This window comes from Acinetobacter wanghuae (genome assembly GCF_009557235.1).
Taxonomy (GTDB): domain Bacteria; phylum Pseudomonadota; class Gammaproteobacteria; order Pseudomonadales; family Moraxellaceae; genus Acinetobacter; species Acinetobacter wanghuae.
Map to the genome: position 1 here is coordinate 1,742,232 of NZ_CP045650.1, position 16,489 is coordinate 1,758,720.

The window sequence follows — 16,489 nt, forward strand, 5'->3', positions numbered from 1 at the left end:
CAAATTAAGCGTTAAACCACTTCTCTGCTTTCGCTTGATCTTCAACTTTCAATTCAACTTCAGGCAATACAACACCATTGGCTTGAACCTCAAATTGCATAAACTCATCACGACGGAAGGCATAAACAGTATATGTGCCTTCTTGTTTTGAGTATTTCTCAACAAGTTTCGTGGTTGCTTTTAAACCATCAATCGCAATAATCACATCATTCGCAGACAGACCTGCTTTCGCAGCAGCACCATCACGACGTGCTGACTGAATCAACACACCTTCAGGTTTATCAACCAGTTTTACCCCCAAAGGCAATGACTTGTCATTTTTAAGCGTATAGCTCAAACCAAACTCAGGGAACAATTGATCGAGCGGAAGCTCATCGGTGGTATTAATCAAATGATTAATTTGCTCCGACCAATCATCACCTGTCAGTTCTTTGCACAACTCATAAATGGTTCGTTCATTCACTTGAATGCCATTTTGCGCGTTTTCATACAAACGGCGCATTAAAGCATCAAGGCTAGAGCCACGTAAACGCAAACCTAAGTCTAAGCAAAGCGCCACTAAACAACCTTTATTGTAGTAGCTTGTACCTGCATTATTTGAGTTTTCATCTTGGCGATAGAACTTCACCCAAGCATCAAAACTTGATTCAGACACGCTTTGTACAAAACGCCCTGGATTTTGCAAATAACGATCAATTTGCGCTTTGAGCAAGCTGATATATGAGTCTTGATTAATCACGCCACTACGCAGCAAAATTAAATCGTCGTAATACGAAGTAAAGCCTTCAAAGATCCACAGCAAAGATGTGTAGCCTTCGCGGTTTAAATCATAATTAGCAAAGTTTTCCGGACGAATAAATTTCACTAACCAAGAATGGAAATATTCGTGACTGCATAAACCTAAGAAACGTTGATAATCTTTTGACGGTTCAACAGGCTCATTCGCCTTAGGCAAATCATCACGCGGTGAAATCAAACTGGTTGAATTTGGATGTTCTAATCCCCCATAGCTATTGCCAGTTGCCATGGTCATAAAAGTATAGTTTTTAAATGGTGCTGAACCAAACATTGAAATTTCAGTTGCACAGATCTTTTCAATGTCTTGTTGCATGCGCGCAGCATTCATTTGATGTTTACCCGACACCACAAACTCATGCGCAATGCCATTCGCTTCAAAAGTAAAGCGGGTTTGCTCCGCCAATTCAAATGGCGCATCAATGAGTTCGGCATAATTTGCAGCTTTGAGCGTATAACGCCCTTTAACCAAGCTTTTTGATGCCATGCCTGTTGCAAGTTGGAAATGCTTCAACTCATCTGGCAAGAATAATTCAAGCTCAATCTCTTTATGTTCTTGACCATCTAAGCCCAAACAGACACAAGCAGGATTCACATACAACCGGGTTTCATCGACATATGCACCACGTACAGACAAATCATACGCATATACATCATATTCGACGGTAATCAGCTCATGATCGGTATTAAATAGACGCCAATGGTTTTTATCAAACTTCTGAATTTTCAGCTGGCGACCATCTTCATCGTAAGCTCGCACAGCTTCAATATGTTTAGAAAACTCACGAATTAAATAGCTGCCGGGAATCCATGTTGGCAACGACAGCACTTGTGTCGGGTCTGCCAAAAAGCGAACAGTCACGTGAATGAGATGCTGACGATAATCGTCAAATTCGATTTGATAATGCAACATAATAGACGATATAAAATAAAAATTAGTAAGGTATAACTTAGCTTAACATTTTTTACGATTACAATGCGGAACTGTCTTAATTGTCAGCAATCAAGACTAGTCAACCTGCTCAAAAAGGCATAGCATGCCAAAAATTTTATCTTTGACCAATGGACTGGTCTATAAGGAACCCTCTTGAAATACATCACCGCACTAATTGCCGTTTTCAGCTTACTGATTTCTGCAATGTCAAACGCTGCTCTGCTCAATATTAACCCTGCAAGTGTTGAAGCTGAAGCATGGTCTATTTTAGACACGCAAACGGGTCAAGTCATTGCCGATCACAATGCCAATGTACAGCGTTCACCTGCATCGTTGACCAAAATGATGGTGGCATATATTGCGCTCAAAGAAATTAAAGCGGATAAGCTAGATAAAAATGAGATTTTGACTGCAACACCGGTGGTACAAACCGTGATGTGGGATGAATCACAGATGTATTTAAAAGCAGGTGAACAAATTTCGGTTGATCAGTTATTGGCAGGTTTAATTGTGATGTCTGCTAACGATGCCGCAGTCACTTTAGCCGAAAAAATTTCAGGCAATATTCCGAATTTTATTGCGCGTATGAATAAAGAAGCCAAAGCCTTAGGGATGAGCAATACACATTTCCAAAATCCAGCCGGCATTACCATGCCAGAGCATTATTCGACTTCTGCCGATTTAGCCAAGTTAGGACAAGCCTTGGTCAAAGAAGTGCCTGATTATTTATATTATTCAAAACAACAAAGTTTTAGCTATAACAATCGTTTCCACCATGCTACCAATCGCCTACTACAACTCGATCCAACCGTCGATGGTTTAAAGACAGGTTTCACCAAGGCTGCGGGTTATAATTTAGCGGCAACAGCAAACCGTATAACAGAGAGTCTAGACGTTCCAAATCGTCGTTTAATTGTGGTGGTGCTTGGGGCAAAAAGTGCCGCTAAACGCGCTGAGGTTGCTTATAAGCTGATGAACCTCGCTTATACCTATACACATAATGAAATCGTGCTCAAAGATAAGCAACTATTGGCTGAATTACCTGTGATTCAATCCACCTTAAAAATGTTTAAAGTTAAAAGTAAACAACCTGAAATCATGACCACCTCGCTGTATGACCAAAGCTACATGATTGACTTAAATGAGTTTGATGTTACAACTCAACGCATCATGCTTGATGTAGGCAACGGTGTGATGCAAAGCATTGAACCTTTGCATGAAACGCAAACACGTGTAAAAGTCGAAGTACAAGAAAAAGCCCTTACTGCACCGCTGGCACAAGTCATGCAATTGGCAACGGTAAATGTTTATCAAAATGATGAACTGATTCGTACGATCGCGATTGAAGATCGTGTGGACATTGAAGAAGCGGGTTTATGGCAACGCTTTAGCACATGGGTCAAAAGCTTATTTGGCTTATTCTCTGAAGCAACACCGGATGTCAAAATCTATCCGATTCAACATTAAGCCTACATTGCATTTAAAAAACTGGAAGCTCAACCCTTCCAGTTTTTTTATCTCTGAAACATTCAGTTTAGAAAATTGCTACGTTTTGTAAACTGTACAACAATTCTATTCAAGACCCATTTATTGTGATGCCATAGTATGTCTTAACTTCGATTTCATTAAAAAAATAAACAGGTTAACAACAGATGACAGCACATAAAATTGTAATTATTGGTGGTGGTGCAGGTGGTTTAGAACTCGCAACGCAACTGGGCGATACCTTAGGCAAAAGCGGTAAAGCCAAAATCACGCTCATTGATCAAAAGCTCACCCATATTTGGAAACCGCTACTGCATGAAATTGCTGCTGGTACACTGAACCCTGCCGAAGAAGAAACCAATTATCTCGCCCACGCTGCCGCCCATCATTACGAATTTGTACTCGGTACATTTACCCAGCTTGATCGACTTGCAAAACAAGCGGTTGTTGAAACGCAATATTTTTCTAAAAAAAGCCAACCGAAAAAAACGGCTTATATTGACTATGACACGCTTGTACTCGCAATCGGTTCGACTTCGAATGACTTTAACACTGAAGGTGTCAAAGATTTCTGTCACTTCTTAGACAGCCGAGAACAGGCCGATATTTTCCAACAAGATTTACTGCATTTTTATCTCAATGCTCAGCGTGAAAGTTCTACGCGTGAACTTAAAATCGCCATTGTGGGTGCAGGTGCAACTGGAGTGGAGCTGGCGGCAGAATTGGTTCAAGCCAAACAAAATTTCTTTAAATATGGTTTAAATAAAATTGATCCGAAAAAAGTTAAAATCACCTTAATTGAAGCTGCCCCTCGTATTCTGCCCGCTTTAACACAAAAAACGGTGGATCACACCATGAAGCAGTTAGCGCAATTTGGTATTGAAGTATTGACTGAGCATCGTGTTGCCAAAGTCGATGAAGACAAAGTCTATTTTGCCGATGGTTCAAGCTTAGATGCTGAAATTAAAGTTTGGGCTGCGGGTATTAAAGCACCTGAAGTGATGGCACAACTTGAAGGCTTAGAAAAAGATAATATTCACCGATTAAAAGTATTCGCGACTTTGCAAAGTATTTCAGATCCGAATATTTATGCTTTTGGTGATTGCGCCCATTGCCAACCTGTCGCTGATGAACCTGTACTTGCACCACGTGCGCAAGTGGCAAGCCAACAAGCAAGTTTCTTAGTGGGTGCGCTTAAAGCTCGCATCAATCAAGAATCTTATTTACCGATGTTTAAATTTTCAGACAAAGGCTCTTTGGTGTCATTAAGTCAGCATAAAGCGGTAGGCGAATTACTCGGTCAGGTCAATGTTCAGGGCTTTGTAGCAAAATCAATGTATGTCTCACTCTATCGTTTGCATCAAGCTACCATTCATGGTTATACCCAAGCCGGAATTTTGACTGCAAAAGATTTTGTGACCAGAAAAATATCACCCAAAATAAAATTGCATTGAAATTTTAAAATTAGACCTTATTAAAAAAAAAACGTCATTAAACTGATCAAAATTGATTTTTTTTGCTAATTTTAGTCTACAAAAATTGAATTTCACTTTATGATGTACCCTTTAAAAAATTTGAATGGATCAATATCATGACTGCTATTGCAAATGACCTTGTGGTTTCTTTCCACTACACGTTGACTAACGCAGAGGGCGAAACTCTAGACAAATCTCAAGGTGAACCACTTGTGTACTTGCACGGTGCAGGCAATATCATCCCTGGCCTTGAAAATGCATTGCTTGGCAAAACAACAGGCGATAAATTTACTGTAACTGTTCCTGCTGCTGAAGGTTATGGCGAATACAACCCTGAACTTGTTCAAGAAGTGCCTGCGCAAATGTTCCAAGGCGTAGATAACATTGTTGCTGGTATGCAATTCCAAGCACAAACTGATGACGGCGTTCAAATCGTAACGGTTAAATCAGTTGAAGGCGACAACATCATCGTTGATGCTAACTTCCCACTTGCTGGTCAAGACTTAACTTTTGACGTTGAAATCGTTGACGTTCGCTCTGCTTCTCAAGAAGAATTAGATCACGGTCACGTACACGGTGCAGGTGGTCACCACCACTAAGATCATTTGATCTGAAGTGCAAAAAAGGCAAAGTGAAAACTTTGCCTTTTTTATGGAGAATAACAATGAAAATAACAAACGTCATAATTGCCTCTGCCACTTGTCTTTTTAGCCCCCTACTCATTGCCGATTGTCGCGTATCGTCTCCTGCATGGACCCAACAGTTTAATCAAGTCTATCAGGCAGATGAGTTTTATATTTACTATACCAATCGCACTAACTCTAAAGACCGAGTCCCGCAGCAGGACATAAACAAAAACAATATTCCAGACTATGTTGAAGATGTTGCACGTCAAGCACAAGCAAGCCGAGACATGTTTGAAGTCGCAAAGTTACAACATCCTTTACATTCGCCTCGTTATAAAAATAAAGCTCAAGCCATTGCGGTTTTTATTAAAGATATGAAAGGCAATGGTGTTGCTTATGAGGTAGTAAGCCGCCATCCATCTGTATCAACTCAAACACCTATGCCTTGCTCCTTGGTAATCAATATTTCTAATCGTTTAACAGATTTTCCGGGCAATTATTGGACCACAGTCACTCATGAATTATTTCATTTATATCAATACGGCTATAGCCAATTTAAAAATAGTTGGTATTTAGAAAGCTTAGCCAATTGGTCTGAGCGTGCGCTTAGAATTGATATCAATCAACAAACCAAAAACTTAAAAGCATTACCACAAAACGTCAAGGCACTTGAACAAGAAATTTTTAAAGCAAGCTACAACCCATTATGGCGACGTTATTTTTATATTCAGCCGAATGACGTACTTAACGTTCCAAAACAACTACAACTTAAAACCTATATCGATGGCAGCCCGATTTTTAAAGATCATGTATGGTATGGCACGCGTTTTGTAAGAAATTTTTTGGTCGACTTATCTGCAGCTTCTTATCAAACTTCCGAACAATACCAATGGCCAAAGTACAATTGGAAAGAAGCCGATCAAAGACGTACGGAATTCAATTGTACAATTTTCACTGTTTATCAAAAGCAATTGAAAAAACAAAAAAAACTCACCAAAGAGGCACAATTTTTAGCAAGTTTTCCACTCTCTTCAAACTCACCTCAATGCAAATAAAAAAGCAGGACATTTGCCCTGCTCTATTTCAAAACATCACGCTGATTAACGTTGATTATAAATCGCTTGAGCAGCAGGTAAGTTTTTACGCATGGCTTCAATACGTTGGCTATTTGATGGATGCGTCGACAAGAACGATGAACCACCTGAACCTGACAATTTATTCATTTTTTCCCATAAGGTAATCGCCGCTTGTGGGTTATAACCTGCACGCGCCATAAGCATTAAACCGCCTTGATCGGCACGGCTCTCAAGATTACGTGAGTAAGGCAGACCAATACCGATTTGACTACCCAATTGTGCTGCCGCTGTTGCACCTTGACCCGCACCTGCCGCACTTAAGCCAATACCAATCGCAAGATCCGTTAACGCCTGCGCACCCACTTTTTGTTTTGAGTGTTCTTCAAGGGCATGTACCATTTCATGTCCCATCACTGCTGCAATTTCTGCATCGGTGAGGTTGAGTTTATTGACAATACCTGTATATACAACCACTTTACCGCCTGGTGCAACATAAGCATTCACTTGATCTGACTTCAATACAGCCAGCTGCCACGCAAATTTAGTACCTGTTTGGTTCATCTGATCGGCATAGGGGCGTAGCTTGTTAAATACTGCATTAACACGCTGATACGTCGCAGATGAAGTATCTAAGGTTTTATTACTACTTGCTTCCTGTACGGTTTTATTAAAGCCCTGTGCAGCGACATTGTTTAAAGTTGCGGTATCTGCACCTGCAATATCTGCAATGGTGGTACATCCTGATAGGGTCACTGTAGCGGCAGTCGCCATACATAACATCAATTTATTGTTCATTATCTATTTCTCCGCCCAAGTTTTTAGGCATATCAATTCACTAAATTATAAATTAAAAAGCAAGCATCTATACATGCTTAATCGCTGCATCTTGTTATTATTTATGTAAATTTAAGCCATGAATTGAATCAATAACCAATAAAGCAAGCACAGAATATTCAGTACCAAATAAAAATGAGCCACAGGTTCTATTTTTTGTTCAAGCGTGATGCTATTTCGTTTTACAAATAAAATGGCATTTTGAATGAGAATTAAAGGGACTAGTACACAAGCAACCGCGACGCTTAAACCGACTAAGGCATGATAAATCAGGTCAGGATTTTGGGTTTGGGCACGAATGATCAACATCGCAATGGTAGGCGCGCCACCCATTGCAAAGAGTAAGGAGTAGAACATCGTTCCTGAAATATTTTTCTGCATCCTGCAGGCTCTTGATCTTTTATATTGTTTTTATTCTAACAAGCACCATGCAATTGCATAGTGCTGTGTTGTGCAACTTTAGTCGTGAGCCATTCAGCTATTAACGCGCTTGGTATAATTTTTTAGCTTCAGGCATCATAGCTTGCAATGCGGCAATACGATCATTATTACTCGGATGCGTTGACATAAATTTCACAATGGCATTATTACCACGTGAATCATTCGCATTCATTTTTTTCCATAAGGTGACAGCCGCTTCAGGGTTATAACCTGCTTTTGCCATCAGCATTAAACCGCCTTTATCAGCACGGCTTTCTAAATTACGCGAATACGGCAATCCAACCCCAAATTTACTACCCATATCAATTGCTAAGGCACCGTAGCCGCCTAATGATGCACCCGCATATTGCTTCCCTACATTCACCGCTAAATCGGTAATCATTTGTGAACCAATTTTGCTTTTAGAATGCTCTTCTAAAGCATGAACCATTTCATGCCCCATGATCGCAGCCACTTCATCGTCAGTCAATTTTAAGGTTTCTACTATACCCGTATAGAACACTACTTTGCCGCCCGGTGCAACGTAGGCGTTAATTTCATTGGATTTTAATACCGCCACTTGCCATTCAAATTTATGCCCTGTTTGATTGAGTTCATCGGCGTGATTTTTCATTTTTAAAAATACGCGATTGACTTTTTTATAGGTGGCAGATGTTGTATCTAATACTTTTTTGGTTTTCGCTTCATTTAACATTTGATTGTAGGTTTGCGTAGCACTCATATTTAATGATGCCGTATCTGCCCCTGAAAATTCCGCAATGGTTGCACATCCTGACAAACTCAACGCAAATCCTGCTGTCATCGCTATTTTCTTATACATACCCCGATCCACCCTATTATTTAAATAAAAAACGCAATATAACAAAATAAAAAGTTATATCAATAGCATAAATTTACCAAATGTTATATTTAGGCATAAAAAAGCCTCGCATAGAGCGAGGCTTTTTTCGATCAATTTAATGCAAAAAATTAAGCATCAAATGGATGACGTAGAACGATTGTTTCGTCACGATCTGGACCAGTTGAAATAATGTCGATTGGACATTCAATCAATTGCTCAATGCGTTTCACATAGTTAATTGCCGCTTCTGGCAATTGGTCAAGTGATTTCGCACCGAAAGTAGACTCAGACCAACCTGGCATTGTTTCATAGATTGGTTTTAAAGTTTCGAATGCAAGCGCATCAGAAGAACCGATACAACCTGAATCTGCAGCTTCATAACCTACACAGATTTTTACTTCTTCTAAACCGTCAAGAACGTCAAGTTTAGTTAAGCAAATACCAGAAAGTGAGTTTACTTCTACTGAACGACGTAGAATTTCAGCATCGAACCAACCACAACGACGTTGACGACCAGTAGACGCACCAAACTCAGAACCGACAGTACCAAGGTGTTTACCAATCGCATCACCTACATCGTTTGCAGCGTCATAGACCAATTCAGTTGGGAATGGACCTGAACCGACACGTGTTGTGTATGCTTTAGTGATACCCAATACATAGTCAAGGTGCAAAGGACCAAGACCTGAACCTGAGCTTACGCCACCAGCAGTCGTGTTTGAAGATGTTACATACGGGTATGTACCATGGTCAACGTCAAGAAGTGAACCTTGCGCGCCTTCAAACATGATTTTTTTGCCAGCTTTACGATATGTATGAAGCTCGCCAGTTACATCCATCACCATTGGTTCAATCACTTTACGCCATTCATCACACAAAGCGATCACATCATCAACTTTAACGGCTTCAACACCGAAGAATTGAGTCAATTGGAAGTTATGGTATTCAAGAAGCTCTTCAAGCTGTGCTTTAAGATGTTCACCACCACGTACAAGATCCGCAACACGGATTGCACGACGCGCTACTTTATCTTCGTAAGCAGGACCGATACCACGACCTGTTGTACCAATTTTCGCGTTACCACGTTTTTTCTCACGTGCTTGGTCAAGCGCAATGTGGTGCGGCAAAATCAATGGACAGTTTGGAGAAATACGTAGACGTTCACGTACAGGCACGCCTTCTTTTTCCAAAACATCCATTTCGTGAATTAAAGCTTCAGGTGAAAGAACCACACCGTTACCAATTAAGCACAGTACGTTTTCACGTAAAATACCAGATGGAATGAGGTGTAATACAGTTTTCTTACCACCAACCACGAGAGTGTGGCCCGCGTTGTGTCCGCCTTGATAACGAACGACCGCAGCCGCTTGATCTGTGAGCAGGTCAACGATTTTACCTTTACCTTCGTCGCCCCATTGGGTACCAAGTACCACAACATTATTGCCCATAATAGCCTCATTACATCATGCTGTTAAAGTTGAAAGCCTCGCCCGGTAAGATGAAGACCGAGCCAAGCAATTTAAATCGTTGTTACTGTCCACTCACCGCCAACATTCACCAACTGGTGGGTTGCATGCGGAACGGAACTAAAATTATCATTGCCAAGCAATTGAATTACGCTTAAACCTTGCGAACGTGCAGTTGCAATCGCAGCAACTAAGTCTGCCGCTGTACCTTTCGGTGCAACCACCGTTTGTAGGGTTTCAAATTTACCTGCGCTTAAAGCGTAAAGGTCAAAAGAGAAACCCGTTGCAGGACGTGCACGACCAAAGTGCTCACCAATACCGTCATAACGCCCACCCTGTGCCAACGGCGCAGCACGGTTTGGTGCGTATACAGCGTACATCAGACCTGTATGATAATGGTATGAACGTAATTCAACGACATCAATACCAATATGTAAATCAGGCCAGCGTGCTTGGATCGCGTTTTGAGTGCTTTGTACCGCTTCAAATGCTTGTTTAAATGCAGGATTATTTTGAACCTCTGCGCTTAAATGTGCTTTTAATGCATCCAAATCACTAGCATAACGACCTAGCGTATAGAAATCTTGACCAAAGTTCAGTGTTGCTGTGAATTCTTGTAACTCAGGCAGCGCTTTACGTTGGTATAAATCTGACAGTTGGTTTTCAGCCGCTTTGCTCAAACCTGCTTGAGCAACCAGACTACGGAACATACCCACATGACCTAAATCAAGATGAATACCCTCAGCTAAACCTGCGTCCTGAATCAGACTAATCATCAGATCAATCAATTCAACATCGGCATCAATGCTGTCTGAACCAAATAATTCTGCACCTAACTGTAAAGGTGCGCGCGTGGTATTGAAACCTTGAGGTTTAGTATGTAAAACCGTGCCCGCATAGCAATAACGAGCGACACCTTCAACTGGATGTACATGCGCATCGATACGTGCCACTTGCGGTGTCATATCGGCACGCACACCAAGTAAACGACCAGATAACTGATCAATCACTTTGAAAGTGGCTAAGTCTAAATCTTGATTCGATTCTGAAAGAGAAGATAGAGATTCAATGTATTCAATGAATGGCGTGTACACCAACTGATAACCTCGAGATGCGAGGAAATCCAGTGACTTACGGCGCAAAGACTCAATGACTTGCGCTTGTTCTGGTAATACATCAGCTACACCATCAGGTAATAACCATGTCTCTGAAATGGGCATGTTGTAAACCTAAATTCTTGTCAGCGCGGAACATATCCGCATAAAAAAATCGGGAACACACCCGATTTCTCCTAGTTTAGCACGATAGTTTTGGCTGTGCATGGCAAATTTTATAATTTTGGACGGTTGAATAATTCAGCATCAAATCAATGCTCAATTTTTACGAAAAAAATAGCGATTTAAATTTAAACAAAACTCGAATTAGTCATACTATATTTTTCAATTTCAAGTAGTTAATTTTAACCAAATGGTCAAAAAAATGCAGATCAAATTCCCCCTTAAATCACTTTGCTTGCTGAGTATTTTATTCGTTTATGGATGCAATCAGCCGAGTAGTAATGCATCAGCGCAAAATACCAACAAAGACCACAACCCTAGCCCACAAGCAGTTCAGGAAGAAAAAGTAGACATGCCTAAAGTCTGGCCTGAAGATGACACTATGAAAACAGGTACCGCCGTTCTTGGTTTTAAACTCGGCGACTCGACTTATGAATCCGTAACACGCACTTTGGCAGGCTGGGATGATTTAGGCACGAACAGCTACAGTCAAGGCAAAATGATTGCAACCAATGGTAATGGCTATGGCATCGATGATTTAAAAAAAAGTGACTTATATTTTTAACAGCGATGATGCTTTACAAGCGGTTCTTGTGCACATTGATCACCGCGATAAAATGGGTAATGAAAGCTTCAAAAAATTCAAAAGTTATATTGAAAAGCGCGGTTATAAACGTGTCAGTAATCAAGAACCTTTTGTTGGTGATCAATATGCTGAATATGTGACGCCTACTGGCGACCATATTGAAATCAATGCACCACATATGAGTTTTGATTTGAATATTGATTACCAAACAGCGGCATTTATGAAAACCTTTAACACACGACAACAGCAGCAAAAAATCGAGAAACGAAATACTGAAGCAGCACAATTCTAAGCTCAAAGTGTATTTAAAACAGATAGATTCAAGCACAGTAAGGTTTTCAATCTATCTGTTTTCTTAATATAAAGGTAAAGCGGTGGTGCTTTTCACTGTTTGTAACGGAATCTCAGTTTTGACGCTTTGAATACATGGTATTTGCGTTAAATGATGAATTTGAAACTTACGATAAGCATCAAGGTCTGCCACAACAATTCTTAAAAAGAAATCACAATCCCCTGCCATGAGCTGACATTCCACCACTTCAGACATATCTTGAATCGCATCAACGAATTGATCTACCACCGCGGCTTCTTGTGACTTTAGCCAAACTCGAGCAAATACCGTCAGCGCTAAATTGACTTTTTGTGGATTCAGCAGTGCGACATATTTTTCAATGACACCATCATCTTCAAGCTGCTTCACACGACGCAAGCACGGTGATGCGGACAAACCCACTCGCTGTGCAAGTTCATTATTTTGTAATTTTCCATGCTGTTGTAATTCATGCAAAATTCGTCGATCTAGATGATCCATAAACCCTCGCTATTTAATATCCAATATTTATTATATTGAGCAATTTTATATTAACTATTTGCCTAAAAAGAGCAATAACAACAGAAAATAGCGCACTTTGCACCATAAAATATGCATTCTGCTTATCTATGCATCGTCGTTTATCATGCTTTTGTTTAAGTCTCGCCCCGCCCTTCATGTAGCGCATCGTGATCTCGCTGAATTTCAGCGTGGCATGAAAGATTCTATCCCGATGTTGCTCGGGATTATTCCCTTTGCCTTGGTCTTAGGCGCAACTGCGATGCAGAAAAATTTCAATCTGCTCGAAGTACCGTTGTTAACGAGTTTAAATTTTGCCGGTGGCTCTGAATTTGCCATTTTAGAAGTGTGGTCAAATCCGCCACATTTACTCATGCTGATGTTTGTGACTTTTTTAGTAAATAGTCGTCATCTGCTGATGGGTGCAAGTCTCGTGCCTTATTTAAAACACTTACCGAATCGTAAAGTTTTTCCTGCCCTCTTTTTTATGGTCGATGAAAGTTGGGCATTAGGGCTTAGAGATGCACAACAAAAACATGCACGACTGGGTGCGCGTGCAGCATTTAGCATGCACTATTATGCAGGTTTATGTTTTTGCTTATATGTGATGTGGGTCGGCTTCACTAGCTTGGGTGCAGTCATTGGTCCGGTACTTGGGGATATCAACCGCTTTGGCTTTGATATGGCATTTCCTGCGGTGTTTTTGGTGTTACTCAAAAGTATGTGGAAAGGCTTTGCCGCGGCGCGTCCTTGGTTAGTGAGCTTGGTTTGCGCTGCATTAGCATATCTGTATTTGCCCGCAGGTTGGTATGTGCCGATTGGCGCGCTCTCTGGTATTGCATCTGCTTTTTTCTTCATTCAGGAACATGACGCATGATTGAAATGAGCACCTTCATTGCGATTTTATGTATCGCAGCGACCACCTATTTAACTCGAATTTTGGGCTATATCTTACTAAAAAATAAAACGCTGACGACACGACAACGTCAAATTTTGGAAGTCGTTCCCGGCTGTGTGTTAATTTCCGTAATCGCGCCCTATTTTGTACATGATAATCCTGCGGATCTGATTGCACTGGCATTGACATTATTTGCCGCAAGTCGCTTCGGCTTACTGCCGACTGTTGCAATCAGCATGGCATCAGCCGCGATTTTAAGATGGGTCTTGGTCTAAAAAAGCTAAAAAAGCTAAAAAAGCTAAAAAAGAAAGGCATGATGATTATGCCTTTTCTTTTTCATAAAATTAAATTACTTTTTTCCATCTACCGCTTGTGCAATCAACGCTACAAGCTCTGCATTTTGTAATTCGACTTGTTGCAACTTCTGCGTAGTTTGATCCAACACTTCTTGCTGAACATGCATTTTTTTAGCTAAATCTTGCATAATTTCTAAGGTCTTTTTTAAGTTTTCCTCAAGATTCAGTACATTTTTTTCAAGCTGCTGAATTTTGATGGTATCAAACTGTTCACCCTCACCTTTAAACTGCAACCAAATCAGAAAAATCACAGCAGCTGCTAATAAAAAGATGAATCCCCACATCACAATAAGCATAATTACTTTACTCTTTTCTTATTTATGCCAACATCTTACCTGAAAGCCCAACACAATAAAGTGAAAAACATGCAAATGCATTTCCGATGCCTATAAGAAACATTGCATTGGATACCAAGCTTTCATATCTCAAGATATCTTCATCTGGATATAGCGATATCTTGTTAAATAACCCGAATCGCGGATAAGAAATTAACTTGAAAAATAGAAGGACTAGAGCCATCAGTTGAGTTACCACACAAAACTTAAAACTCTAGTCCCGATGTTTAATAGTACCGAATTATTTTGCTTAATTGATGATTTCTTTCTTAAATTTGAAGCAACCTACTGGAATTTTCTTAAGCAAAGTAATCGTTCCTTAAGAATCAGAACTGCTCATTTAACCATTTCAGAAATCTGTTTTATCGTTATTTGGTACAAATGTTCTCATTTCAATAATTTCAAAGCATTTTTCATTTGGTTAAAAGAAGATAAAAACCATTTATTTAAGTATTTGCCTTGCTATCAAAGGATGATTCATCTGATCAATATGCACCAATTGGCTCTACACGCTTTACATGTGGTGCTGATGAAAGACCAAGGTACACAATATTTATGGATTGATTCAACAACTCTGCCAGTTTGTAAAAATCAACGTATTCAACGCCATAAATCTTTAGCTAAAATTGCATCTCGTGGTAAAAGTTCAATGGGCTGGTTTTATGGCTGTAAATTGCACATTGCAATGAACCAATTTGGTGAAATTGCTTGTTCTGCTTTATCGAATGGACATGTTGCTGACATAAAAATGGTTGAGAGACTCGTTAAAGAGGTGGAAGCAAAGTTGTATGGAGATCGTGGCTATATTAGTCAAGAACTGAAGATTAGATTAAAAGAGCAAGGCATTGATTTAATTACCTATCATCGAAAAAATATGCAGGCTACACAACTTTCTGAGTCAGATAAATATCACTTAAAACAGCGTAATAAGATAGAGACTTTATTCAGTTTATTGAAAGGTCAGTACAATTTAGTGACAAGCAAAGCACGTAGTGTTCATGGATTTCTAGGAGGGATTTACGCGTCCTTGTGTGCATATCAACTGATCCATAAAAATAAGCCAACAATTCAAATTATGGAGTCATCGGCTTAAACAGGATTCGGATTAAATAGTTTTAAAAGAGTGACATAAGTCCAAAAGACGATTTGCATACCCCCATTCATTGTCATACCACGCAAAGACCTTGGCTTGCTTGCCGACCACCATGGTTTGGCTTAAATCGACAATTAAAGAGTAAGGCGAATGATTGAAATCTGAGGAAACCAAAGGCTCATCGGTCACTGACATGATTTCTTTATAATTGCTATGTGCAGCGTTCATCAAAATTTCATTCAGCTGATGATCAGTAATTGTGGATTGCGAAATAAAGGTTAAATCAATGGCAGCCACGTTAATGGTCGGTACACGAATCGAATAACCATCAATTCGCCCTTCCATTTTAGGCATGACACGTTTTAATGCACCGAGTGCCGAGGATGTCGTTGGAATAATATTTTGCCCAGATGCACGTGCCCGTCTTAAATCACGATGCGCATGATCAAGCACCGATTGATCGGCTGTCACTGCATGAATCTCGGTCATCAATGCCGATTCAATTCCAAAGGCATCATCAATGATTTTCACCAATGGTACTAAGGCTTGCGTGGTACATGACACACTTGAAATAATTTGATCGGTTTCTTTTACTTCCTGATGGTTTACACCATAAACAATTGCAGCATCAACCGTATCAAACGGTGCAGCACCGATGATCACGCGTTTCGCACCCGCGTTAATATGTTGCGTTGCTGCACTACGTGAACGGAACAAACCCGTGCATTCTAAGACGACATCGACTTTTAATGCATCCCACGGCATATTGGACGGATTGGCTTCACAGAGGACTTCAACTTTCAGCTTGGCATCCAGATAACTGACATGCATATAGACATGATCCAGTTCATAGCTGAGATCGACCTGCCCGGGAAAGCGACCGTGCGTGCTGTCATACTTAAACAGATGCAATAAGGTTTCAACATCGGCAACATCATTAATCGCAACAATTTCAAAATTAAAATCTTTTGGATTTTCAAACCATGCACGTAATACATTGCGTCCGATTCGTCCAAAACCATTAATAGCGATACGTTGCATCGACATTCCTTAAATTGCGACTTAAAACTTTGAATGCCCTATGTTAATAGATTTATGCAGATGACTGATAATTATTCAAACAAAAGCACTAAAATTTAGAG

Annotated in this window: 18 protein-coding genes; 9 read left to right on the forward strand and 9 right to left on the reverse strand. The window is 40.2% G+C overall.

Annotated features, from left to right (window positions below):
• Positions 1-4: 4 nt before the first annotated feature.
• Positions 5-1,708 carry a M61 family metallopeptidase gene (locus tag GFH30_RS08175; RefSeq protein WP_153371761.1) on the reverse strand — a complete coding sequence of 568 codons (1,704 nt, stop codon included), beginning with the start codon at positions 1,706-1,708 and terminating at the stop codon, positions 5-7.
• A 174-nt stretch (positions 1,709-1,882) separates the two neighbouring features.
• Here GFH30_RS08175 and GFH30_RS08180 point away from each other — a divergent pair, with 174 nt between their 5' ends.
• The 4 genes from GFH30_RS08180 (at position 1,883) to GFH30_RS08195 (ending at position 6,370) form a co-directional block, all read left to right on the forward strand.
• Positions 1,883-3,196, forward strand: coding sequence for a D-alanyl-D-alanine carboxypeptidase family protein (locus GFH30_RS08180; protein ID WP_153371762.1), 1,314 nt, complete (start codon positions 1,883-1,885; stop codon positions 3,194-3,196).
• A gap of 185 nt (positions 3,197-3,381) precedes the next feature.
• Positions 3,382-4,668 (forward strand): NAD(P)/FAD-dependent oxidoreductase, encoded by a 1,287-nt coding sequence (locus tag GFH30_RS08185; protein ID WP_153371763.1) that lies wholly within the window; start codon positions 3,382-3,384, stop codon positions 4,666-4,668.
• 137 nt (positions 4,669-4,805) lie between these two features.
• Positions 4,806-5,288 carry an FKBP-type peptidyl-prolyl cis-trans isomerase gene (locus tag GFH30_RS08190; protein WP_153371764.1) on the forward strand — a complete coding sequence of 161 codons (483 nt, stop codon included), beginning with the start codon at positions 4,806-4,808 and terminating at the stop codon, positions 5,286-5,288.
• Between the two features lie 65 nt (positions 5,289-5,353).
• Positions 5,354-6,370, forward strand: a complete 1,017-nt coding sequence (locus GFH30_RS08195) for a hypothetical protein (RefSeq protein ID WP_153371765.1) — start codon at positions 5,354-5,356, stop codon at positions 6,368-6,370.
• A 45-nt stretch (positions 6,371-6,415) separates the two neighbouring features.
• Here GFH30_RS08195 and GFH30_RS08200 read toward each other — a convergent pair whose 3' ends face one another.
• From GFH30_RS08200 to GFH30_RS08220, 5 genes are all read right to left on the reverse strand, one after another.
• The gene (locus tag GFH30_RS08200) at positions 6,416-7,186 is read right to left on the reverse strand and encodes a M48 family metallopeptidase (RefSeq protein WP_153371766.1); all 771 of its coding nucleotides are present in this window, start codon (positions 7,184-7,186) and stop codon (positions 6,416-6,418) included.
• Positions 7,187-7,297: 111 nt separating this feature from the next.
• The gene (locus GFH30_RS08205; RefSeq protein ID WP_153371767.1) at positions 7,298-7,606 is read right to left on the reverse strand and encodes a hypothetical protein; all 309 of its coding nucleotides are present in this window, start codon (positions 7,604-7,606) and stop codon (positions 7,298-7,300) included.
• Between the two features lie 100 nt (positions 7,607-7,706).
• Entirely contained in the window at positions 7,707-8,486 is a 780-nt protein-coding gene (locus tag GFH30_RS08210; RefSeq protein ID WP_153371768.1) for a M48 family metallopeptidase, read from the reverse strand.
• 149 nt (positions 8,487-8,635) lie between these two features.
• Positions 8,636-9,955 carry an adenylosuccinate synthase gene (locus tag GFH30_RS08215; protein WP_153371769.1) on the reverse strand — a complete coding sequence of 440 codons (1,320 nt, stop codon included), beginning with the start codon at positions 9,953-9,955 and terminating at the stop codon, positions 8,636-8,638.
• A gap of 71 nt (positions 9,956-10,026) precedes the next feature.
• Positions 10,027-11,193, reverse strand: a complete 1,167-nt coding sequence (locus tag GFH30_RS08220) for an ATP phosphoribosyltransferase regulatory subunit (protein ID WP_153371770.1) — start codon at positions 11,191-11,193, stop codon at positions 10,027-10,029.
• A 259-nt stretch (positions 11,194-11,452) separates the two neighbouring features.
• On the opposite strand from GFH30_RS08220, the gene GFH30_RS08225 reads away from it, so the two are divergent.
• Both GFH30_RS08225 and GFH30_RS08230 read left to right on the forward strand, forming a co-directional pair.
• Complete coding sequence (locus GFH30_RS08225; protein WP_153371771.1) at positions 11,453-11,815, forward strand: hypothetical protein; 363 nt, start codon at positions 11,453-11,455, stop codon at positions 11,813-11,815.
• Positions 11,799-12,128, forward strand: coding sequence for a hypothetical protein (locus GFH30_RS08230; protein WP_153371772.1), 330 nt, complete (start codon positions 11,799-11,801; stop codon positions 12,126-12,128). The genes GFH30_RS08225 and GFH30_RS08230 overlap by 17 nt, the downstream gene beginning before the upstream one ends.
• 63 nt (positions 12,129-12,191) lie before the next feature.
• Here GFH30_RS08230 and GFH30_RS08235 read toward each other — a convergent pair whose 3' ends face one another.
• Complete coding sequence (locus GFH30_RS08235) at positions 12,192-12,647, reverse strand: Lrp/AsnC family transcriptional regulator (RefSeq protein WP_153371773.1); 456 nt, start codon at positions 12,645-12,647, stop codon at positions 12,192-12,194.
• Positions 12,648-12,792: 145 nt separating this feature from the next.
• Between GFH30_RS08235 and GFH30_RS08240 the strand changes: the two genes are divergently transcribed.
• The gene (locus GFH30_RS08240) at positions 12,793-13,542 is read left to right on the forward strand and encodes an AzlC family ABC transporter permease (RefSeq protein WP_153371774.1); all 750 of its coding nucleotides are present in this window, start codon (positions 12,793-12,795) and stop codon (positions 13,540-13,542) included.
• Positions 13,539-13,838 (forward strand): AzlD family protein, encoded by a 300-nt coding sequence (locus tag GFH30_RS08245; RefSeq protein WP_153371775.1) that lies wholly within the window; start codon positions 13,539-13,541, stop codon positions 13,836-13,838. Before GFH30_RS08240 ends, GFH30_RS08245 begins: the two co-directional genes overlap by 4 nt.
• A gap of 74 nt (positions 13,839-13,912) precedes the next feature.
• Here GFH30_RS08245 and GFH30_RS08250 read toward each other — a convergent pair whose 3' ends face one another.
• Positions 13,913-14,215 (reverse strand): hypothetical protein, encoded by a 303-nt coding sequence (locus GFH30_RS08250; protein WP_153371776.1) that lies wholly within the window; start codon positions 14,213-14,215, stop codon positions 13,913-13,915.
• A 262-nt stretch (positions 14,216-14,477) separates the two neighbouring features.
• On the opposite strand from GFH30_RS08250, the gene GFH30_RS08255 reads away from it, so the two are divergent.
• On the forward strand, positions 14,478-15,347 hold the full coding sequence (locus GFH30_RS08255) for an IS982 family transposase (protein WP_153371777.1): 870 nt from the start codon (positions 14,478-14,480) through the stop codon (positions 15,345-15,347).
• 12 nt (positions 15,348-15,359) lie between these two features.
• Here GFH30_RS08255 and gap read toward each other — a convergent pair whose 3' ends face one another.
• Positions 15,360-16,388 (reverse strand): type I glyceraldehyde-3-phosphate dehydrogenase, encoded by a 1,029-nt coding sequence (gap, locus tag GFH30_RS08260; RefSeq protein ID WP_153371778.1) that lies wholly within the window; start codon positions 16,386-16,388, stop codon positions 15,360-15,362.
• Positions 16,389-16,489: the final 101 nt, after the last annotated feature.